Source organism: Chachezhania antarctica, from assembly GCF_003646465.1.
Taxonomy (GTDB): domain Bacteria; phylum Pseudomonadota; class Alphaproteobacteria; order Rhodobacterales; family Rhodobacteraceae; genus Chachezhania; species Chachezhania antarctica.
In genome coordinates this window covers 297865-319481 of record NZ_QZEX01000006.1, presented here as the reverse complement: position 1 = coordinate 319481, position 21617 = coordinate 297865, and the positions used below count along the sequence as shown (strand labels likewise).

The following is a 21617-nucleotide window of genomic DNA, read 5'->3' as shown; positions in this document are numbered from 1 at the left end:
CTCCAACATTCCCGGCAAGACTGAGACAGCGCCGCCCCCGGGGCTGACGGCACAGGCGCGAAAGCCGCGTCCGGTCTAGTGCGCAGGCGCTGCCACGGGATCGACCAGCGTGCGCCCGCCGTCAAGTGTCAGGATCTGCCCGGTCATGAAGGCCGCGGCGTCGGAGGCGAGAAATTGCGCCGCTTCGGCCAGTTCCGTCGGCGCCGCGATCCGCGACAGCGGCGTGTGATCTTCGATGTCCTGCCGGTATTCGCGGTTGTCGCGCAGCGTGGATTTCAACGAATGGCTCATCACCGATCCGATGGCCAGCGCGTTCACCCGGATGCGGTAGGGCGCCATGGCGACGGCAAGGCTGCGCGTCAGCTGGTCCAGCGCGGCGGTCGACACCGAATAGGCCATCAGGTCGGGATGGGTGCGCCGCGCGGCGATGGAGCTGAGGTTGATGATCGACCCCACGGCGCCGGAGGTCGAGGATTCGGACTGCTTGATCATCCGGCGGGCCACGAGCTGCGACAGGCGCAGCGACGGCATCAGGTTCTGTGCCAGAAGCTGCATCACCGTGTCGTCTTCCGGGTCCAGCGGATCCGAGATTTCGACCTGTCGCGCGCCGTTGACCAGCACGTCCACCTGATCGAACGCGTCAATCGTCGCGGACAACAGGTTCGCGATGGCCAGCTTTTCCCGCAGATCGCCGGCAAAGTACCGGACATTGCCGTCTTCCGCCTTGTCCCCCAGTTCCGAGGCAAGCGCCTTTTCGTCAGTGTCGGCGAACATGACGTTCGCCCCCTTGTCGACAAAATGGCGCCCGATGGCGAGGCCGATGCCATTGGCGGAACCGGTGACGATCACGGTCTTGCCGGCGATGGAAAAGGACATCACGATCTCCTGTCACAGCGGAGGAATGGGGCGTGCCCGGTCCGTCTGGCTTCGACGCGTATACAGCCAATCAGCGTCTTGCGCGAGCCTTGCCCCCGCGGGACGTCGCGCGCCCGGGTGCGGTGTGGCGTCCCTGCCCTGCCCCCTTGCCGGGCCGCGATGCCAGGATGACCTTGAAGTGACCATCGTTGTGCAGTTCGGCGACATCCCCGAACCGGCCCGACAAGGTGTCTTCGTAAGGAAGATGACGGTTCGCGACCAACAAAAGCTTGCCGCCCGGCTTCAACATGCCCGCAGCCGCCTGCACGAACGCCTGACCGATTCCCGGATCGCCCGCCCGCGCGACGTGGAAGGGCGGGTTCATCACCACGCTGTCCACCAGCGTCTCCGGCCGCCAGACCGTCGCATCCGCCCAATGGAACCGCGCCCGTTCGTCGCTGACATTCCGGCGCGCGCAATCGAGCGCCACGTGATCCGCCTCGACAAGGTCGAGCTGCTTGAGCTTCCCGTTCTCCAGCAGGCGGGTCGAAAGATAGCCCCAGCCCGCCCCCAGATCGAAGACATGCGATCCCAGCGGCACCTCGTCCAGCATGCCGGCCAGCACGACCGAGCCCTTGTCGACCCCGTCGGCCGAAAACACGCCTGGCCGGGTGATGAAGCCACCGTCGAGCACCTGGTCCCTGGCCGCCCAGTCGGCGAACAGTTCCGGTTCAGCGTGGAACGAGAACAGCTTGCCGTGCGCCTTGGATAGCGCCGGGCTGACTTCGGTCCGGGCGCGGACCTCTTTCAGGATGGATTCGATACCGTCGGTCTTGGCCCCATCGATCAGGATCACGCCGCCGGATTCCCCTGCCCGTTCGACGGCTTCCGCAATCGCGGCGCGTCCTTCGGCCCGGGCACGGGGCAGGAAGACAATCGCCGCCGCAACCGGCGTGGCCGCGGCGGACGGCACCACCGCATAGCCCGCCTGCGCCCAGCGGTCGTGCCAGGGCTTGAACGGCTGCACGATTTCCACCCGCTCGGCCGGCAATGCAGACAGATCGTGATCGGGTGTGGGGTGATAGACGGCAACAGGCCCGTCCGGCAGCGCCAGACCGGACTCCAGAACCAGGGACAGACGGACCGACATCAGCGGACGCCCGGCCTCATTCTTCCTTTTCCATCGTGCATTGCAGCGGATGCTGGTGCCGGCGGGCAAAGTCCATGACCTGACCCACCTTGGTTTCCGCGATCTCGTGGCTGAACACGCCCACGACCGCGACGCCCTTCTTGTGGACGGTCAGCATGATTTCAACCGACTGGCCATGAGTCATGCCGAAGAAACGCTCCAGCACGTGCACCACGAATTCCATCGGGGTATAGTCGTCGTTCAGAAGCAGAACCTTGTAGAGCGGCGGCCGCTGCGTGCGCGGGCGCGTCTCTACCAGCAGCGAGGGGTCGCCGCCGTCATCGTCTTTCTTCTGAGTCATCTTGATGGGCACTTGCAGCATTGCGCAGGATCACTCGGGTTTAACAAATTCTGGATTTAGTTCCTAATATAGTGATCCTGAGGAATTGGAAAAGAGAAAGCGCGCAGCGGAGGTGCAGATGGGTTCATATCTGACGACGGTCGGCTTCGATGCCGACGACACGTTGTGGCACCACGAACGGTTCTTCCGCATCACGCAGGACCGTTTCATCGATCTTTTGTCGGGTTACACCGACACGCCGGACCTTGCACAGCGCCTCGACGCGGCCGAACGCCGCAATCTTGGGCATTATGGTTACGGTGTTAAGGGCTTTGTCCTGTCCATGATCGAAACCGCGATCGAGGTCACCGACGAAAAGGTACCCGCCTCCGTCATCTCGGAATTGCTGGATGCGGGGCGCGAAATGCTGGCCCATCCCATCGAATTGCTGCCCCACGCCCGCGACGCGGTGGAAAAGGTGGCCGCGACTCACCGGGTGATTCTCATCACCAAGGGGGAGCTGCTGGACCAGGAACGCAAGCTCGCGCAGTCGGGCCTGGGCGACCTGTTCGACGGCGTGGAGATCGTGTCGGAAAAGGCCGCCGACACGTACCGCCGGATCTTCGACCGGCACGGGAATGGACCCGGACGCGCGATGATGGTCGGCAACTCCATGCGCTCCGACGTGATCGCCCCGATCGAGGCGGGAAGCTGGGGCGTGCATGTCCCCTACCAGCTGGTCTGGGAACACGAACGCGCCGAGGCGCCGCAGGCCGAAGACCGCTACTGCCACCTGCCCGACCTTGGCCAGTTGCCCGACCTTGTCACCGCCATCGGCTGACCCGTCCTGACGCCTGTCAGTCAACCGCATTGACAAACCGCCCCGCCTTGGGCCCTTTTGCCGCAAACTTCGCGCAGAAGATCAGGGAGGATTTGCGATGAGCGGGAACATGTTCGAACTGTCCGGCAAGGTGGTGCTGGTTACGGGCGGCAATGGCGGGATCGGCTACGGCATGGCCGAAGCGCTGGCTAAGGCCGGCGCCGACGTGGCAATCTGGGGCACGAACCCCGACAAGACCGCGGCGGCGACCGAGAAGCTGAAGGCGCTTGGCGGCAAGGCGGCCGGGTTTGTCTGCAACGTGGCCGATCAGGCCGATGTCGACGCCAAGATGGACGCGACCCTGGCCGAGTTCGGGCGTCTGGATGGCTGCATCGCCAATGCAGGCGTGTCGGGCCGCGGCGCGCGGTCGTTTCTGGAGATCGACCACGCCGAATGGCGCCGGGTGCTCGACGTGAACCTCGACGGTGTCTTCTTCACCTACCAGGCCGCGCTGCGCCACATGGTGGCCCGGTCCGAGGCCGGCGATCCCGGCGGACGGCTCGCCTGCGTGTCGAGTCTCGCGTCGGTTTCAGGCGCCGCGCGCAGCGAACATTATGCGGCGTCAAAGGGCGCGCTGAACTCCATGACCTACGGTCTGGCGGTCGAGTTCGCGAAGCACGGGATCACCGCCAACGCCATCCTGCCCGGCTGGATCGCCACGGACATGACGGAAAACGCCATCGGCAACCCGAAATTCGCCCAGAATGTCGGCGCACGGATCCCGACCCGCCGCTGGGGAGAGCCCGCCGATTTCGGAGGTGTCGCGGTTTACCTGATGTCCGACGCGTCCGTCTATCACACCGGGCAACTGTTGCAGGTCGACGGCGGCTACTTCCGCTTCTGAAAAACCGCTTCACCACCCCTTGCGGCCATCCGAATCGGGGCTACAAGATGTGGATCTTGCGGTCCCGATTTTCGCCCGCGCGACCCGCTCGCGCGGGTTTTCTTTTTGTTTTCCATATGTTAATCTAAAAGGCAATTAATAGTGGTCAGCCGGAAAACCGGCGGCCCAGAGGCAGACATAGGCAGGTTCAACCGTGGGACAGTGGCAAGAACGCCGTGGGCCGGCGTCTCTCTATACGCGCGTCATTCCGATACTCATGACCCTTCTGTGGGCCTCGGCCCTTCAGGCCGCGCCCTATGCCGCGATGGTCATGGATGCCCGCACGGGCGAGGTGCTGCATTCCCGAAATGCCGACGCCAAGCTTCACCCCGCATCGCTGACCAAGATGATGACGCTTTACGTCACCTTCGACGCGATCAAGCGGGGCGAGATCACGCTGGACACGCCTGTCACCGTCTCGCGCAATGCGGCCAACGAACAGCCGTCGAAGCTGGGCCTGCGCCCGGGGCAGAAGATCGCCCTGCGCTACCTGATCCGCGCCACGGCGGTGAAATCGGCCAACGACGCCGCCACCGCCATTGCCGAGGCAATTTCCGGCAGCGAGGCCGCCTTCACCAAACGCATGACCGACACGGCCCGTGCCCTGGGCATGTCGAAGACAACGTTCAAGAACGCCCACGGGCTGACGGCATCGGGCCACCTGTCCTCGGCCCGGGACATGACGAACCTTGGCCGGCGGCTGCTGTACGATTACCCGCAGTATTACAACCTGTTCGGGCGGGAATCGACCAATGCCGGCGTGAAGACGGTGCGCAACACCAACCGCCGGCTGCTGCAAAGCTACCGCGGTGCCGACGGGATCAAGACGGGCTTCACCAACGCGGCCGGCTTCAACCTTGTCGCCTCGGCCAAGCGCGGGGACAAGCGCATCATCGCGACGGTGTTCGGCGGCACGTCCGGCGCGGCGCGCAACGCCCGCGTGGCCGAACTGCTCGACATGGGCTTCAGCCGCGCGCCTGCCAACGCAACGGTCCGCCCGCCCGCCGCGGTGGCGCTTGCCGGGCCCGCCGTCAACAACAACGAGGCCGGCAAGGTCATCCGCACATCCGGCGCCGTGAAAACCAGCCTCCGGCCCAAGCCCCGCGACGGATCGGTCATTCCCACCGCCCCGCCGATCGAAGTGCCCAAGGCCGTGATCGCCGAGGCGATGACGCCGGCAAACAGTGTCGACAGCAGCGCTGTAGACGACGCGGTCGTGGCGGCGCAGGTGGCATCGGCCACGCCGGCGGGCAACGTGGTCCCGCAAGGCAGCGACGACAACCTGTCCGACATCCGCCCCAAGGCCCGCCCGGCCAGCGTGGCGCCCGCGCCGGTCAAGACCGCGGCGGCCCCGGCCGACGCAACGCCGGTGACGCCCGCAGCCCAGCCCGCGCAGACCGCACAGGATGTCGTCACCCGTCTGCAGCCTGATGCCGAACGGCACTGGGGGATCAATATCGGCCGCTACACCAGCCGGTCGCAGGCGGAAAAGGTCCTGCTGCGCGCCGCGCTGATCGAAACCGGCACGCTCGATGGCGGGCTGCGGAAGGTGGTCAAGACATCGCAGGGCTACGACGCGACCTTCACCGGCCTCTCGCGCGACAGTGCCGACCTGGCCTGCCGCCGGCTTCAGGCGCGCAACGTCAACTGTTTCATGATGGGCCCGACCTGACCCGAAAACACTGGGACGCTGGTCCTTTGCGCGAATCGCGGTACAACGGTCCTGCGATGCCGCGGCGCGGCGAATTTCGTTTCAGGAGAGTCCGATGGTTACCCGTCCCGATCCGCGCAAGGCGCTTGCCATGCCGATGTCCAGCCCGTCCTACCCGCCGGGCCCCTACCGGTTCGTGAACCGGGAATTCATGATCATCACCTACCGGACCGATCCCGACGCGCTGGCCGCCGTGGTGCCCGAACCGCTGGAGATCGTCGAACCGATCGTGAAGTACGAATTCATCCGCATGCCGGATTCGACGGGCTTCGGCGATTACACGGAATCGGGCCAGGTCATTCCGGTCCGTTTCAACGGGCAGGTCGGCGGCTACGTCCATTCGATGTATCTCAACGATGACGCCCCCATCGCCGGCGGGCGCGAGATCTGGGGCTTTCCCAAGAAATTCGCCGAACCGGTGCTGAAGGTCGAAAAGGACACGCTGATCGGCACGCTCGACTATTCCGGCCTGCGCGTGGCGCGCGGGACGATGGGCTACAAGCACCAGTCGCTGGACACCGGACCGATCCTGGAAAGCATGCTGGGGCCGAACTACCTGCTGAAGATCATGCCTCATGTCGACGGCACGCCCAGGGTCTGCGAGATCGTCGAATACCGGCTGGAAGACGTGACCGTGAAGGGCGCGTGGACCGGCCCGGCCCGGCTGCACCTTGAGGAGCACGCGCTGGCTCCGGTGGCCGATCTGCCGGTGCTGGAGGTGCTGGGCGCCACCCATATCGTCAGCGACCTGACGCTGGGTCTGGGCAAGGTCGTTCACGACTACCTGGCCTGACACAAGCCACCAGCCCCGCGGTGCGATCAGCGCCGCATCGCGCCCGAGGCGGGTCGGCGGAGCCCGAAGGGATCCGCCGAGGGTTGGGCGGGCGGGCCCGTCGAGGGCGCGATTGCCCGCCGCTCACCCTTTGGGCTTGTCGTCGTAATCGTCGGACAGGATCCGGCGGCTGTCGCCTTCCGGGTCGTCATATTGGCCGGACCGCAGCAGGAAGATGAACGCCACAAGGCCCAGCCCCCCAAGGAACAGCGAAATCGGGATCAGGTAGGCGATCACCTGCATCAGCGCAGCCTCAGCGCGTTCAGCGACACTGTGATCGATGACGTCGACATCGCCAGCGCCGCGATCAGGGGCGTCGCAAGCCCCGCCACCGCCAGCGGCACCGCGATCACGTTATAGACGGTCGCGATCCGGAAGTTCTCGCGGATCCGGCGCGTGGCCTTCTTTGCCACCGCGCAGGCCTCGCCCACCGGCGACAGGTCACTGCCCAGCAGCACGATGTCGGACGCGACCCGCGCCGCATCCAGCGCCGAGGCCGGAGAGATCGACACATGCGCCGACGCCAGCGCCGCCGTGTCGTTCAGCCCGTCGCCCACCATCAGCACCTTGTGTCCCTCGTCGGAAAGCGCGGCCACCCGTGCCGCCTTCTCCTCGGGCCGCATGCTCGCAGACCAGTCCGCAATCCCCAGGTCCCGCGCCAGAGCCTCGACAGGCACCCTGCTGTCGCCCGACAGCAACTCCACGCGCTTGCCTGCCGCCTGCAACGCGGCCACCGCCTCTGCCGCGCCGGGACGCGGGCGGTCGACAAATCGGATCACGCGAATGGCGCCGTTGCCCGTGGAGAGCCACGTGGCCGTCTGATCCACCGCCGCGCCGCCAACCCAATCGGCACGGCCCAGCCGCACCACCTGCCCGCCGCGCCGCCCTTCGGCGCCGTATCCCGGCACCTCGCGGATGCCCTGCACCTCTGCCCGCGCCACGCCCTGCGCTTGCAGCGCGCGCGCCATGGCCATCGACAGCGGATGCGCCGATCCGGCAGCAAGGGCCAGTGCGACGGCCAGTTCGTCCCGGGACAAGCCTTCCAGCCCCACGGGCTGGGGCCGGCCTTCGGTCAGCGTCCCGGTCTTGTCGAAGATCACGTGATCGACCTCGGCCAGACGCTCCAGCGCGGTGGCGTGCTTGATCAGCAGGCCCTTGCGGAAGAGCCGCCCCGATGCAGCCGTCGTCACTGCCGGGACAGCAAGCCCCAGCGCACAGGGGCAGGTGATGATCAGCACTGCCGCCGCGATGTTCAGCGCCGTGCGCATGTCGCCGGAATAGATCAGCCAGCCAAGGAAACTCAGCGCCGACAGGATATGCACACCGGGCGCATAGAGCTTGGCCGCCCGGTCGGCCAGCGACGTGTATCGCGACCGGCCGCTTTCCGCGATGGCGACCAGATCGGCCATGCGATGAAGCGACGTGTCCTCCCCCACCGCCAGCGCCCGCACCGTCAGCGGACCGGTCAGGTTCACTTCGCCCGCGCTCACCGCCTGCCCGGGTTCGGCAAAGACAGGCACGGTTTCCCCGGTCAGAAGCGAGCGATCCAGTTCCGAGGCGCCGTCCACGATCTCCCCGTCCACCGGCATCCTTGCACCGGGGCGGATCATCAGAAGGTCGCCGATCCGCAGGTCGGCGGCGGGCACTTCCTCCTCCACCCCGTTCCGCAGGCGCATGGCGCGCGGAACTTCCAGCGCGGCCAGTTCCTCGGCCGCGGACCGCGCGATGGCCCGGGTGCGGTGGTCAAGATAGCGGCCCGCCAGCAGGAAGAAGGTCAGCGCCAGCGCGGCGTCGAAATAGGCATGCGCGCCCGACAGGGAGGTTTCCCAAAGCGAGGTCGCCAGCGCCAGCAGGATCGCCAGCACGATGGGCACGTCCATGTTCAGCCGCCCTACCCGCAGCGCGGCCCAGGCATTGCGAAAGAAGGGCTGGGCCGAAAACGCGATAGCCGGCAGCGCGATCCCGGCCGAGATCCAGTGGAACATGTCCCGCGTCGCATCCGACGCGCCGGACCAGACAGACACCGACAGAAGCATCACGTTCATCGCCGCGAAGCCCGCCACCGCCAGCCGCATCAACAGCTCGCGCCCCGCGCGGTCGCCATCGGTGGCCGACAGTGTCGCCAGATCCAGCTCGTGCGCCTCGAACCCCAGCCCGTCGAGCACATCGACCAGCCGGGAGGCGGTCAGCCCCGGCGCGGCGTCGACCGTCACGCGCTTCTGCGTCAGGTTCACCCGCGCCGCTTTCACGCCCTCCACCCCGGCCAGCCCGTTCTCGACCTTCGAGATGCAGGCCTGGCAGTGGATCGTGGGCAGCGACAGCGCGATCCGGCCCCTGTCCGTGCGAGGCTCAGGCGATGCCTCCCCCTCCGGCACCACAAGGCAGGCCGGACAGGCCGCGGCCCGGGGGCGGAGCGCGGCTGTCATCAGCTTTCGCCCCGCACCGGCAGCTGGATGCGCTGGGTGAAGAGCGTCCCGTCGCCCGCCACCGCCTTCATGCGGATGTTCCAGTTGCCCGGACCAAGGTCGACATTCGCCACATAGGCCCGGCCGTCGAAGTTGAATTCGGGATGCACGTCGTCCTTCACGTGGGTCGCCCGGCCAACGGTGGCATCCAGCGACTGCACCCGGACCGGCAGGTCCAGATTGTCGGTGATGCGGATCCGCACGAAGCCGTCGCCTGCATCCGCCACGACCGTCCAGCCCAGGCCTTCCTGCGCGGCCTTGCGTTCGTTGAATTCCTGGCTGGCGACGTAGGAGTTCTTGACCTCCAGCCCCGGGAACGTGCGCACGGCGCTGACCGCCAGCGCGATGTTGACGCTGATGATGACGGCAAAGGCGCCGCAGAAGATCATGGCAAAATGCTTGCCGGTGAATTCACGCTTTTTCTCGGCCATGTTCAGTCCTCTCCGCCCATGCCATCGAATGTTGAATCGACATGCGCGCGTTCGCCGTTCGTCAGATCCTCGACCCAGAAGCGGACCTCGGTCAATCCCTGCTCCGCCGGGTCTGAACCGGGCGGCGCCACAAGGTAGACGCGCTGTTGCTTCAGTTCGTTCGCAGGGACCATCACGCTGTTGTAGGGCGTGCCTTCCAGCTGGATGCGCAGCGAAGGATTGCCCGTGACCGCCAGCTCGAACCGCCGCGGTTCGCCATGCTTGTTGCGCAGCCGCACGTCATAGGTGTTGCGGATCGACCCGTCGGACAGCAGCACGTAGGTCGGGTTCCGGACGGGCGCGACGGACATGCTGATATCGGCGCGGATGAACAGCGCGAAGACCAGCCCCAGCCCGACCGCCGCCCAGAGCGTCGTGTAAAGGATCACCCGCGGCCGGAAGATGTGCTTCCAGATGCTGCGCGGCGGCTCGCCCGCGCGTTCGGCCGTCTCGTCCGTCAGTGCCATGTAATCGATCAGCCCGCGGGGCTTGCCGATCTTGTCCATGATGTCGTCGCAGGCGTCGATGCACAGCGCGCAGGTGATGCATTCCATCTGCTGGCCGTTGCGGATGTCTATCCCCGTGGGGCAGACGTTCACGCAGGCATTGCAATCGATGCAATCGCCCAGCTGGTCCGCGCCTTCCGCCTTGCGGTGCTTGCCGCGCGGTTCCCCCCGCCAGTCGCGGTAGGCGACGGTGATCGTGTCCTCGTCCATCATCGCGGCCTGGATGCGGGGCCACGGGCAGGCGTAGATGCAGATCTGTTCGCGCGCGAAGCCGCCGAAGAAGAAGGTGGTGAAGGTCAGAATCGCCATCGTCGTGTAGGCGATGGGATGGGCCTGCAACGTCACCAGGTCATGCAGCAGCGTCGGCGCATCGGCGAAATAGAAGACCCACGCGCCACCCGTCGCCAGGCCGATCAGCAGCCAGAGCGTCCATTTCGTGACCCGCAGCCGCGCCTTGCGGAAATCGAGTTTCTTCTGCCGGTGCAGGCGGAGCCGCGCGTTCCGGTCGCCTTCGACCCAGCGTTCGACAAGGATAAAGAGGTCGGTCCACACGGTCTGCGGACAGGCGTAGCCGCACCAGACCCGGCCAAGCGCCGAGGTGAACAGGAAGAGCCCCAGCCCTGCCATGATCAGCAGACCGGCGACGAAGTAGAACTCGTAGGGCCAGATCTCGACCCAGAAGAAGTAGAACCGCCGTCCGGCCAGATCGAGCAGCACGGCCTGATCCGGCAGATCCGGGCCCCGGTCCCAGCGAATCCAGGGGGTTACATAGTAGATGCCCAGCGTGAAGATCATCAGCGCCCATTTCAGGGTGCGGAACGTGCCCTTGACGCGGCGCGGGAAGATCGGCTCGCGCGCGGCATAGAGACTGGGGGCGGGTGTGGACTCGGTCACTTTCTGTGCTCCGATATCGGTGGGATCGTGGCCTTGTGACAGGCCCTTGATACGCCAACTTTGACTTGGGTCAAAATGTACATCGCGTAAGCGGTTTTCCATCCGCCTGCGACGTTTCATCTTTCCGGGCACCCGGTGAGCTGCTGGACAGAACAACGAACCGCGCTGACCATCCCGGCCCGTTGCATTGACGGGCTACAACCGGAAACCGGGCAATCCCGGCAAGATTCCCAGGCCCCAAGAGGGGCGACGCCATCGTTTGAAAAAGCCATCCGTAATCGAAACCGGCCGCCGGGCACTGCCCGGCGGCCGTTCTTTTTTGCATGCGGCAGGGTCTTACTGACCGCCGCCCAGCTGATGGACATAGACCGCCACCGCGCGCACCTGGGCGTCGTCAAGGCGCAGGCCCCAGGCGGGCATCACGCCGCCGCGGCCATGCTGGATGGTGGCCAGGATCGTGTCGTAGCTGCCGCCATAGAGGTAGATCTTGTCGGTCAGGTTCGGGGCGCCAAGCGCCTCCTGTCCTTTCCCGTCCTCGCCATGGCAGGCCACGCAATTGTCGGCGAAGACGGTCTTGCCCTCGGCCACGAGGCCCTGATCGGGCGGGGTTTCGCCCGCCAGCGTCATGACGTAATTCGCCACCGCCTCGATCTGGGGCTGCTCCAGCATCTCCATGTCGCCAAAGGCCGGCATCTCGCCGAAGCGGGTGTCGGGGTCTTCCTCGCTCCGGATGCCGTGGTTGATGGTGGTGTAGATCTCGTCGATCGTGCCGCCCCACAGCCAGTCGTCGTCCAGAAGGTTCGGATAGCCCGCGGCCTTCACGCCGGCTGCCCCGGCCCCGTGGCACTGCGCGCACCAGGTCCGGAAGACCGACGCCCCCAGATCAGTGGCATACCTGTTGAGATCCGGGTCGCTGCCGATACTGGCCAGGTCGACCTGGTCCAGCTGCTGGTTGATCGCGGCGTTCTTTTCGTCGACCACCTTGACCTCTTCTTCCAGCTGCGCGCGGGACGACCAGCCAAGGACCCCCTTGGTGGCACCGGTGATGCCGGGCCATGCGGGATAGGCGATGGTGTAGCCGATGCCCCAGATGATGGTGATGTAGAAGATCCACAGCCACCACCGCGGCAGCGGGTTGTTGAACTCCTTGATGCCGTCCCATTCGTGGCCGGTGGTTTCGGGATCGGATTCGGACCCTTGGCCCGGGCGCTTTGGATCATGCGTGCTCATCTGACGCCTCCTTCGGGCTCAGGGGTTTGTCGCTGTTGCGCAGCGGGATCGAGGCCGTGTCCCGGTAGGTCGTGTTCGACCCGGGCCGGAAGACCCAGATCACGACACCGATGAAGAACAGGAACAGGGCCAGAAGCATCCAGCTGTCGGCGAACTGCCGCAGGAACGTGTATTCTTCCATGGTCCTCTCCTATCGGCTTGCGTCGGGCGTGAAGGTCGAGAAATCGACCAGCGTGCCCAGCATCTGCAGGTAGGCGATCAGCGCGTCGGTTTCCGAGATCCCCGGCTTGCCGTCGAAATTGCGCACCTGCGCGCCCGGATACCGTTCCAGAAGCCCTTCGTAGTCACTGTCGGGATCGGCCTGTGCGGCGAAATCGGCATAGGCGTTCTGGATCATGTCGTCGGTATAGGGCACGCCGACAAAGCGGTGCGTTTCCATCAGGTCCTTGATGTAGACCTCCTTCGCGCGGACCACCTGGTTTTCAAGGAAGGCGTATTTCGGCATGACCGATTCCGGCACCACCGCTTCGGGATTGCGCAGGTGCTGCACGTGCCATTCATCCGAATAGCGCCCGCCGACCCGGGCCAGGTCCGGCCCGGTCCGCTTGGATCCCCACTGGAACGGGTGGTCGTACTGCGATTCCGCCGCCAGCGAGTAGTGGCCGTACCGCTCCACCTCGTCCCGCATGGGGCGGATCATCTGGGAATGGCAGACATAGCAGCCCTCCCGGATGTAGATCTCGCGCCCCTGCAGTTCGAGCGGGGAATAGGGGCGCATGCCCTCGACCTCTTCGATGGTGTTTTCCAGCCAGAAGAGCGGTGCGATCTGCACGATCCCGCCGATGGTCACCACCAGGAAGGAACAGACCAGCAGGAGCGTGGCGTTGCGTTCCAGGAACCCGTGTTTGCTAAGAATGGACATCTCTCCGGCCCTCCTTATTCAGCCGGGACCGGGGCGGCGAGGCTGGCGTCTTTCGCCGGCGCCGCCTTTACGGTCATCCAGAGGTTGTAGCACATGATGATCCCGCCGGTGAGGTACAGGACCCCGCCCAGAGCGCGGACAACATACATCGGGAACTTGGCCCCCACGGTGTCGGCGAAGGAGTTGACGAGGAAGCCGTACTGATCGACCTCGCGCCACATCAGGCCTTCCATGATGCCCGTGACCCACATCGACGCGGCGTAGAGCACGATGCCGATGGTCGCGAGCCAGAAGTGCCAGGACACCATCTGCAGGCTGTAAAGCCGCTCGCGCTTCCACAGGACGGGGACAAGGAAATAGAGCGCCCCGAAGGTGATCATCCCGTTCCAGCCAAGCGCGCCCGAGTGCACGTGGCCGATGGTCCAGTCGGTATAGTGGCTCAGCGAGTTGACGGCCCGGATCGACATCATCGGCCCTTCGAAGGTGGACATGCCGTAGAAGCCGACCGAGATCACCATCATCCGGATCACCGGGTCCGTGCGCAGCTTGTCCCATGCGCCGGAAAGCGTCATCAGACCGTTGATCATGCCCCCCCAGGACGGCATCCACAGGATGATCGAGAACACCATGCCAAGGGTCGAGGCCCAGTCAGGCAGCGCGGTGTAGTGCAGGTGGTGCGGACCGGCCCAGATGTAGATGAAGATCAGCGACCAGAAGTGAACGATGGACAGCTTGTAGGAATAGACCGGGCGATCGGCCTGCTTCGGGATGAAGTAATACATCATCCCCAGGAAGCCCGCCGTCAGGAAGAAGCCCACCGCGTTGTGGCCGTACCACCATTGCGTCATCGCATCCTGCACGCCCGACCAGACGATCACAGATTTCGATCCCCAGACCGAGACGGGGACCGTCATGTTGTTCACCACGTGGAGCATGGCAACGGTGACGATGAAGGCCAGGTAGAACCAGTTGGCCACGTAGATGTGGCGCTCCTTCCGCTTGATGATCGTGCCCAGGAACACGGCCAGGTAGGCAACCCAGACCACGGTCAGCCACAGGTCGATGTACCATTCCGGCTCGGCGTATTCCTTGGATTGCGTGCCGCCCATCAGGTAGCCGGTGGCCGCCAGCACGATGAACAGCTGGTAGCCCCAGAAGACGAACCAGCCCAGCCCCTTGCCCCAGAGCCGCGCGGCCGAGGTCCGCTGCACGACGTAGAACGAGGTGGCGATCAGGGCGTTGCCGCCGAAGGCGAAGATCACGGCCGAGGTATGCAGGGGCCGCAGCCGGCCGAAGTTGCCATAGCCCTGCAGGAACTCGAAATTCAGCGCGGGGAAGGCCAGCTGAAAGGCGATGACGACACCGACCAGGAAACCGACGACGCCCCAGAAGGCCGTGGCGATGACGCCGGCGCGGACGACGCTGTCGAAATATTCGGTTTCCGGATGCGGATCCAGCGCGGGTTGCGCGGCGTCCTGCGACGCCGTGAACAGAAACAGCCCGATCGCGATCACCATCACAAGTCCGGCGTGAACCATGTATGCCACATCACGTGCATAGTTCATCGCCATCATCGCGATCAGAACGATAACGCCAAGCACAATTAGCTTGATTATCCTAGACATTTTGCCTCTCTTGCCCCTCGGTTCGGTCGCGCTAGCCTAAGACAGGCAGCCAACACGACGAATTCAGCCAGGTTGGTAAATGAAGAATATGATCTTTTGATACCTTGATCTGCATCAACACATTTTCCGATCCTCCATGCAACTTTTGCGGTGCGACCAGACGGTCGAACCGTGCCCCAGGGACCTCAGTTCGAAGTGTGAAATCATGGCATACAAGTCTTTGCTCACCGTTCTTACCGACATCCGGAATGCCGCTGCACCGCTGGCTCATGTCACAGAACTCGCAGCGGCGTGGGATGCCCATGCCGAAGCGCTGTGCCTGGGGGTCGATCGGTCGCAGGTCGGCTATTACTACGCCGGAGCTAACGCGATGGTGGTTCAGGAATCCCTAACCCGCACGCAGACAGAAGCCGAAGAGATCCAGGCCCATGCCGAAGACGTGCTGGGAAGATCCGATGCGCGCTGGTCGGTCGGGCACGGTGTGTGCCAGCTCGTCGATATTGCCCGCCATGTTGCCTACCGCGCGCGGTTCTCCGATCTTGTCCTGCTGCCCAAACCCTATGGCGACGGATGCGGTGTGGAGCTTGAGGCCGTGGTCGAAGCGGCCCTGTTCGACAGCCGGGCCGCGGTGCTGATCACGCCGCCGGACAGCACGCCCGTGACTGCTCCGGGGACGGTCTTGCTGGCCTGGAACGAAAGCGACGAGGCGATCGTGGCCGCCCGCCGCGCCCTGCCGCTGTTGCAGACGGCGCAGAACGTGCGGATCGTGGTGGTCGACCCGTCGCCCCACGGCCCCGAGCGGTCGGACCCGGGCGGCATGCTCAGCCAGATGCTGGCGCGGCACGGCGTGAAATGCGAAATCGACGTCCTGTCGAAGACCCTGCCGCGGGTGTCCGACGTGCTGGTGCGACACTGCATCGACAGCGACGCCGATCTTCTGGTGATGGGCGCCTATGGCCGGTCCCGCCTGCGCGAGGCGATCCTTGGCGGTTCCACCCGCAGCATGCTGGAAATGGCGACCATCCCGGTCTTCATGGCCCACTGATCCGTTCGACCGCACAAAGGTGAGGCGCGCGCCCGGTGCGGGTCGACGGATCGCGGCACGCGATCCGGCGGAGGTGGGCGGGCGGGCCCGCGCCGGGCGCGCGCCGGCGTTTCCTCTGCCCCATCGCAGGCAGGAACCGGCGACAGATGCACCGTCCGAAAATTCAAGGGATCAGGGCCAAGACGGCCCGCGTGCCGGCCCTTACAGGAAGCCGCCGTCGCTGTCGTCGCCGGCTTCTTCCATCAGGCGCGCGATGTCGGGCACGGCGATCCGCCGCTTGCCCGGAAGCTCGATCACACCGTCCTTCTTCAGCGCCGAAACCTGGCGCGACACGGTTTCCAGCGTCAGCCCAAGGTAGTCGGCCATCGCCTCCCGCGTCAGCGGCATGTCGAAGGACACCGATTCGACCGCCGTCTGCGAGCCCGCAACCATGCTGCGCCGGGCGACGATCGACAGGAGGCTCGCGATCTTTTCCCGCGCCGTCTTGCGCCCCAGCACCAGCATCCATTCCCGTGCCGCGTCCAGTTCGTCCAGCGTCATTTCCAGAAGCCGCTGGGCCACGTGCGGAGTGGTGTGCATCAGGTCTTCGAACGGCTTCTTGCGGAAACAGCACATCACCATGTCGGTGGTTGCCGTCACGTCATAGGCAGATCCGGCCCGGCCGGGACGGCCCACGAAATCCGACGGCAGCAACAGCCCCACCATCTGGCGGCGGCCGTCCTCCATCGTCTGGGTCAGGGTGGCCACGCCCGATATGACCGAGCCCACGAACTCCATCTGGTCGCCCGAGAAGATGACCGTCTGGCCCGCTTCGAAGCTGCGGTAGTACTTGATGCCTTCCAGGAGGTGCAGCTCGTCCGTCTCGCACTTCGCGCAGACGGCCCGGTGCCGAATAGGACACGACGAACAATCCGGGGCGGGCATCGCACCGGGCGTTTTCATAAGCGGAGCAGGGTTGATCTGTGTCAAAGAAACACCTCTCGATTACCGAATACATTACGCGCATGATGACAGTTTCACAATTGGCCCATTTAGGCCTCTTTGATTCAAATGCGCCGCGGTACACCAGTTATCCCACGGCCCCGCATTTCGATACCGCCGTCGGCGCGTCCGATCACGAGGCGTGGATCGAAAAGATACCTTCCGAAAGCACCTTTTCTCTATACCTCCACGTCCCCTTCTGCCGAAGGCTTTGCTGGTTCTGCGCCTGCCGCACACAGGGAACGACGAACGACGAACCTGTTAAGGTTTATCTCGAAATCTTGAAGGCCGAACTGCGGATGATTGCAGACCGGCTGCCCGCGGGTGCGCGAATCGGTCGCCTGCATTGGGGCGGCGGAACGCCGACGCTTCTGAAGCCCGGGCAGATCGCCGACCTTGCCCGCGCGGTGCGCGATCTTGCCCCCTTCGCGGACAATGCCGAATTCTCGGTCGAGATCGACCCGAACGAGATCGACGCCGACCGCGCCGATGTCCTGATGGACGCGGGGATGAACCGCGTCTCCATCGGCGTGCAGGATTTCGCCCCGAAGATACAGGAAATCATCGGCCGCCCGCAAAGCTTCGAGATCACGCGCGATGCCGTCGAACTGTTCCGGGACAGGGGCATCACCAGCCTGAACACCGACATTCTCTATGGCCTGCCCCGCCAGACGCCCGAGGGCATCACCGAAACCGTACAGAAGCTCCTGTCGCTGACACCGGACCGGGTGGCGCTTTACGGCTATGCCCACGTGCCATGGATGTCGCGACGTCAGTCGGTGATCCCGACCGACACGCTGCCGGTTCCGCAAGACCGGCTGCAGCTCTTCCAGACCGCCCGGCGGCTGTTTTCGTGGGACGGCTATGCCGAGATCGGGATCGACCATTTCGCCCGCCCCGGGGATGGGCTGGCCCGCGCCCAGTCGGAAGGCCGGCTGCGACGCAATTTCCAGGGCTACACCGATGACAATGCCGAGGTCCTGATCGGCGTCGGCGCCTCCTCGATCTCGCGCTTTCCGCAGGGCTACACGCAGAATGCGCCGGCGACGTCGGCGCACAATGCCGCGATCCGCGACGGCCGGTTCGCGACCAGCCGCGGCCATGCCTTCACCGGCGACGACAAGCTGCGCGCCCGCCTGATCGAAGAACTGATGTGCCGCTTCCGCATCGACACGGACAGGATCGTGACCGAATTCGGCATCGACCGGGCGAGCGTCGAGACGCTGTACGACAAGCTCGATGCACGCCTTCCCGATGTCGCACGACGCTCCGCCGACGGCATCTCCCTGCCCGAGGAATCGCGCGCGCTGACCCGCATCGTTGCACGGTGCTTCGACGCGTACGGGGCCAGCCAGACAGGGCATTCCACGGCCATCTGACGTCTCGACCGGAAGACGGGGCTGCCCGCCGCGCCGCTTTGGCGATAGGGTTTCGCCATGCGGACGAGAGGCACGAAGACGGCAAGACCATGGCTCTGGCGGGGCGCGGCAGGGATCTTTGTGCTGATCCTGCTGGAGCTCCCCTTCATTCTCTACGCCACAGGTTTCGGGGCCGAAGGGATGCTGGCCAGCCTCGGCATCACGGGGCTGGGTGAGGCGAGCCATCTTCTCCGCGACGGTGCCCCGGCCACCAATATCGCGATGTTTTTGCATATGGGGCTGGGCGGCCTGCTGTCGCTTCTGGCGCCCTTGCAGCTGTCAGGTGCGCTGCGCCGTTGTCGCCCCCGGCTGCATCGCGGGCTTGGTCGGGTGATCGTCCCGCTGGCGCTGACAACCTCTGTGGCGGGGCTGGCTTATATCCTTCTACGCGGCACCATTGGCGGGTCGCTGATGGACCTGGGCTTCGGCCTTTACGGACTGCTTCTGGGCCTTGCCGCGATCATGACATGGCGCTTCGCACGCGCAGGCGACTTCCAGCGCCACCGCGCCTGGGCGCTGCGCCTGATCGTGCTGGCGCTGGCGTCGTGGATCTACCGGCTCCACTATACTTTCTGGACATTGGCCACCGGCGGGCTCTACAGCCGGCCGGATTTCACCGGCCTCTTCGACCAGATCCAGCTCTTCGCCTTCTACCTGCCGTATCTCGCGCTGCTGGAACTCTACCTCCGCCTTCGCCCCGCGCCGTCCCTCACCCCGCCCCGGTGAGGACCGCGTCACGCAGCACCTACCCGGCGGCGGCGATCAGCTGGCGGGTGTATTCGGTTTGCGGCCGCAGGAACACGTCCTCGGCCAAGCCCGATTCCATCACGTCGCCCTGCTTCATCACCATCACCCGGTGCGACATCGCACGGACGACCTTCAGGTCGTGGGAGATGAACAGGTAGGCCAGCCCGTACTTCGTCTGCAGGTCCCGCAGCAGGTCCACGATCTGCACCTGCACCGTCATGTCCAGCGCCGAGGTCGGTTCGTCCAGCACAAGCAGCTTCGGCCGCAGCACCATCGCCCGCGCAATCGCGATCCGCTGGCGCTGCCCGCCCGAGAATTCGTGCGGGTACCGGTCCATCGCCGCCGGGTCGAGGCCGGTCTCGCGCATGGCTTCCGCCACAAGCTCGCGCGGCGCGCGGTGCGGGTCGACCTTGTGGATCGACAGGCCCTCCGCGATGATCTGCTGGCAGGTCATCCGGGGCGACAGCGACCCGAACGGATCCTGGAACACGATCTGCATGTCCGCCCTGAGCGCGCGCAGGCCGCGCGTCGAATACTTGCGCACGTCCTTGCCGCAGAACGTGATCCCGCCCTCGGACGCGATCAGCCGCATGATCGCCAGCGCCAGCGTCGTCTTGCCAGAGCCGCTTTCGCCGACGATGCCCAGCGTCTCCCCCGCCCGCACGCGGATCGAGGCATCGTTGACCGCCTTCACATGATCCACTGTTCGCCGCAGCAGACCGGCGGTGATCGGGAACCAGACCTTCAGGTGATCGGTGCTGGCGATCTCCTCGGCGCCCTCGGGCACCGGATCGGGCATGCCGGTGGCTTCGGCCGCCAGCAGCATCTTCGTGTAGGGGTGCTGAGGGTTATCGAAAATTTCGGACGTCGGCCCGGCCTCGACGATCTCGCCATCCTTCATCACGCACACCTTGTCGGCGATGCGCCGCACGATCCCCAGATCGTGGGTGATGAAGAGCATCCCCATGTCTTCGTCCGATTTCAGCTCGGCCAGCAGTTCAAGGATCTGCGCCTGAATGGTCACATCGAGCGCCGTGGTGGGTTCGTCCGCGATCAGGATGTCGGGCTTGTTGGCCAGCGCCATCGCAATCATCACCCGCTGCCGCTGCCCGCCGGACAGCTGGTGCGGATAGGCCGAAAGCCGTTTTTCCGGCTCGCGGATGCCGACGCGGTTCAGAAGTTCCAGTATCCGCGCGCGGGCCGTGTCGCTTGTCACGCCCTGGTGGAGCGCCAGGCTTTCGCCCAGCTGCTTTTCGATGGTGTGGAGCGGGTTGAGGGAGGTCATCGGCTCCTGGAAGATGAAGCTGATGTCATTGCCGCGCACGCGCCGCAGACGGGCGTCGGACGCCCCGACCATCTCATCCCCGTTGAAGCGCACGTTGCCGCCGACCTCGGCCGTTTCTCCCAGCAGGGAGACGGTCGACAGGGCCGTCACCGACTTGCCGGATCCGCTTTCGCCCACCAGCGCCACGGTTTCGCCGCGGTCGACGGTGAAGGACACGCCCTTGACCGCCAGCATGCGCTGACCGTCCTGCCGGAACGCGACCGTCAGGTTTTCCACTTCCAGAAGCGGGCTCATGCAAACACCTTCCGCGGATCGAAGGCGTCACGCACCCCTTCGAAGATGAAGACCAGAAGCGACAGCATGATCGCGAAGGTGAAGAACGCGGTGAAGGCCAGCCACGGCGCCTGCAGGTTCTGCTTGGCCTGAAGCGTCAGTTCGCCCAGCGACGGGGCCGAGGACGGCAGGCCGAAGCCCAGAAAGTCGAGCGTGGCCAGCGTGCCGATGGTCGCGGTGATGACGAAGGGCAGCATCGTCAGCGTGGCGACCATGGCGTTGGGCAGCATGTGGCGGAACATGATCGTGAGGTCCCCCACCCCCAGCGCCCGGGCGGCACGGACATATTCAAAGTTCCGCGCCCGCAGGAATTCGGCCCGCACCACGCCCACAAGGGATGTCCACGAGAAGATGACCATGAGGAAGACCAGAAGCCAGAAACTGCGCCCCAGAATCGCGAACATGATGATGATCACGTAAAGGAACGGGGTGGATGACCAGATCTCGATGAACCGCTGGAACAGCAGGTCGAGCCAGCCGCCGAAGAAGCCCTGAAGCGCGCCGGCGGCGATGCCGATCAGGCTGGCCGCACCCGTGACCATGGCCGTGAACAGGATCGACAGCCGGAAGCCGTAGATCACGCGGGCCAGCACGTCGCGCTTGGTGTCATCGGTGCCCAGCAGGTTCTGTTCGTTGGGCGGCAGCGGTGCGGCGCCGGGACGGTCGACCGTGGTGCTGAAGCTGTAGGGGATCGGCGGCCAGATCGACCAGCCGCGATAGAAATCCGGGGCCTGGAACGTGCCCGCGTCGATCTGTTCGATGATGCCTTCCGGATCGTCGAAGCACGAATCCAGCCCGCCCGACGCGATCAGGCACCGCACCTCGGGGTCGCGGTAGGCGGCTTCGGTCTGGAAATCTCCGCCGAAGGCCGTTTCCGGGTAGAAGCGGAAGACCGGCATGTAGAAGTCGCCCCGATAGTTCACGAGGATCGGCTTGTCGTTCGCCACAAATTCCGCCGGCAGCGTGATCAGGAACAGGATCGAGAACACGATCAGCGACCAGTAGGCCCGCCGGTTGCGTTTGAAGTTCCGCCAGCGGCGCTGGTTGATGGGGGACATCGCCATGG

21 protein-coding genes are annotated in these 21617 nt (G+C 65.2%); 7 read left to right on the top strand and 14 right to left on the bottom strand.

Annotation, left to right across the window (positions count from 1 at the left end; genetic code table 11):
- Positions 1-75 precede the first annotated feature (75 nt).
- The 3 genes from D4754_RS14170 to clpS all read right to left on the bottom strand — a co-directional run bounded on the left by D4754_RS14170 (position 76) and on the right by clpS (position 2366).
- Positions 76-876, bottom strand: coding sequence for an SDR family NAD(P)-dependent oxidoreductase (locus D4754_RS14170; RefSeq protein ID WP_121064650.1), 801 nt, complete (start codon positions 874-876; stop codon positions 76-78).
- A 70-nt stretch (positions 877-946) separates the two neighbouring features.
- Positions 947-2005 carry a class I SAM-dependent methyltransferase gene (locus tag D4754_RS14165; protein WP_121064648.1) on the bottom strand — a complete coding sequence of 353 codons (1059 nt, stop codon included), beginning with the start codon at positions 2003-2005 and terminating at the stop codon, positions 947-949.
- A 16-nt stretch (positions 2006-2021) separates the two neighbouring features.
- Complete coding sequence (clpS, locus tag D4754_RS14160; protein ID WP_121064646.1) at positions 2022-2366, bottom strand: ATP-dependent Clp protease adapter ClpS; 345 nt, start codon at positions 2364-2366, stop codon at positions 2022-2024.
- A gap of 97 nt (positions 2367-2463) precedes the next feature.
- Between clpS and D4754_RS14155 the strand changes: the two genes are divergently transcribed.
- The 4 genes from D4754_RS14155 to D4754_RS14140 all read left to right on the top strand — a co-directional run bounded on the left by D4754_RS14155 (position 2464) and on the right by D4754_RS14140 (position 6591).
- Complete coding sequence (locus tag D4754_RS14155; protein WP_121064644.1) at positions 2464-3165, top strand: HAD family hydrolase; 702 nt, start codon at positions 2464-2466, stop codon at positions 3163-3165.
- Positions 3166-3262: 97 nt separating this feature from the next.
- Positions 3263-4048, top strand: a complete 786-nt coding sequence (locus D4754_RS14150; protein WP_121064642.1) for an SDR family NAD(P)-dependent oxidoreductase — start codon at positions 3263-3265, stop codon at positions 4046-4048.
- A gap of 256 nt (positions 4049-4304) precedes the next feature.
- The gene (locus D4754_RS14145) at positions 4305-5759 is read left to right on the top strand and encodes a D-alanyl-D-alanine carboxypeptidase family protein (protein WP_121064640.1); all 1455 of its coding nucleotides are present in this window, start codon (positions 4305-4307) and stop codon (positions 5757-5759) included.
- A gap of 94 nt (positions 5760-5853) precedes the next feature.
- The gene (locus D4754_RS14140) at positions 5854-6591 is read left to right on the top strand and encodes an acetoacetate decarboxylase (protein WP_121064638.1); all 738 of its coding nucleotides are present in this window, start codon (positions 5854-5856) and stop codon (positions 6589-6591) included.
- A gap of 123 nt (positions 6592-6714) precedes the next feature.
- On the opposite strand, the gene ccoS is transcribed toward D4754_RS14140, so the two are convergent.
- The 8 genes from ccoS to ccoN form a co-directional block, all read right to left on the bottom strand.
- A complete protein-coding gene (gene ccoS, locus D4754_RS14135; protein WP_121064636.1) occupies positions 6715-6873 on the bottom strand; it encodes a cbb3-type cytochrome oxidase assembly protein CcoS in 159 nt (52 codons plus the stop codon).
- On the bottom strand, positions 6873-9056 hold the full coding sequence (locus D4754_RS14130; protein WP_121064634.1) for a heavy metal translocating P-type ATPase: 2184 nt from the start codon (positions 9054-9056) through the stop codon (positions 6873-6875). Before D4754_RS14130 ends, ccoS begins: the two co-directional genes overlap by 1 nt.
- Entirely contained in the window at positions 9056-9526 is a 471-nt protein-coding gene (locus tag D4754_RS14125; RefSeq protein WP_121064632.1) for a FixH family protein, read from the bottom strand. The genes D4754_RS14130 and D4754_RS14125 overlap by 1 nt, the downstream gene beginning before the upstream one ends.
- 2 nt (positions 9527-9528) lie before the next feature.
- A complete protein-coding gene (gene ccoG, locus D4754_RS14120; RefSeq protein ID WP_121064811.1) occupies positions 9529-10965 on the bottom strand; it encodes a cytochrome c oxidase accessory protein CcoG in 1437 nt (478 codons plus the stop codon).
- A gap of 336 nt (positions 10966-11301) precedes the next feature.
- Positions 11302-12195: a cytochrome-c oxidase, cbb3-type subunit III gene (ccoP, locus tag D4754_RS14115; protein ID WP_121064630.1), complete on the bottom strand. Its 894-nt coding sequence runs from the start codon at positions 12193-12195 to the stop codon at positions 11302-11304.
- Complete coding sequence (locus D4754_RS14110) at positions 12182-12376, bottom strand: cbb3-type cytochrome c oxidase subunit 3 (RefSeq protein WP_121064628.1); 195 nt, start codon at positions 12374-12376, stop codon at positions 12182-12184. The genes ccoP and D4754_RS14110 overlap by 14 nt, the downstream gene beginning before the upstream one ends.
- 9 nt (positions 12377-12385) lie before the next feature.
- Positions 12386-13117 (bottom strand): cytochrome-c oxidase, cbb3-type subunit II, encoded by a 732-nt coding sequence (ccoO, locus tag D4754_RS14105; RefSeq protein WP_121064626.1) that lies wholly within the window; start codon positions 13115-13117, stop codon positions 12386-12388.
- 14 nt (positions 13118-13131) lie between these two features.
- Positions 13132-14742 carry a cytochrome-c oxidase, cbb3-type subunit I gene (gene ccoN / locus D4754_RS14100; protein WP_121064623.1) on the bottom strand — a complete coding sequence of 537 codons (1611 nt, stop codon included), beginning with the start codon at positions 14740-14742 and terminating at the stop codon, positions 13132-13134.
- Between the two features lie 205 nt (positions 14743-14947).
- Between ccoN and D4754_RS14095 the strand changes: the two genes are divergently transcribed.
- The gene (locus D4754_RS14095; protein ID WP_121064621.1) at positions 14948-15787 is read left to right on the top strand and encodes a universal stress protein; all 840 of its coding nucleotides are present in this window, start codon (positions 14948-14950) and stop codon (positions 15785-15787) included.
- A 201-nt stretch (positions 15788-15988) separates the two neighbouring features.
- On the opposite strand, the gene fnrL is transcribed toward D4754_RS14095, so the two are convergent.
- Complete coding sequence (gene fnrL, locus D4754_RS14090; protein ID WP_121064809.1) at positions 15989-16711, bottom strand: transcriptional regulator FnrL; 723 nt, start codon at positions 16709-16711, stop codon at positions 15989-15991.
- 80 nt (positions 16712-16791) lie between these two features.
- Between fnrL and hemN the strand changes: the two genes are divergently transcribed.
- Together hemN and D4754_RS14080 are read left to right on the top strand one after the other, a co-directional pair.
- The gene (hemN, locus tag D4754_RS14085) at positions 16792-18147 is read left to right on the top strand and encodes an oxygen-independent coproporphyrinogen III oxidase (protein WP_121064619.1); all 1356 of its coding nucleotides are present in this window, start codon (positions 16792-16794) and stop codon (positions 18145-18147) included.
- A gap of 57 nt (positions 18148-18204) precedes the next feature.
- Positions 18205-18912 carry a DUF2306 domain-containing protein gene (locus D4754_RS14080; protein ID WP_121064617.1) on the top strand — a complete coding sequence of 236 codons (708 nt, stop codon included), beginning with the start codon at positions 18205-18207 and terminating at the stop codon, positions 18910-18912.
- A 19-nt stretch (positions 18913-18931) separates the two neighbouring features.
- Here D4754_RS14080 and D4754_RS14075 read toward each other — a convergent pair whose 3' ends face one another.
- Positions 18932-20512 carry an ABC transporter ATP-binding protein gene (locus tag D4754_RS14075; RefSeq protein WP_121064615.1) on the bottom strand — a complete coding sequence of 527 codons (1581 nt, stop codon included), beginning with the start codon at positions 20510-20512 and terminating at the stop codon, positions 18932-18934.
- A complete protein-coding gene (locus D4754_RS14070) occupies positions 20509-21615 on the bottom strand; it encodes an ABC transporter permease (RefSeq protein WP_121064613.1) in 1107 nt (368 codons plus the stop codon). Before D4754_RS14070 ends, D4754_RS14075 begins: the two co-directional genes overlap by 4 nt.
- Between the last annotated feature and the right edge of the window lie 2 nt (positions 21616-21617).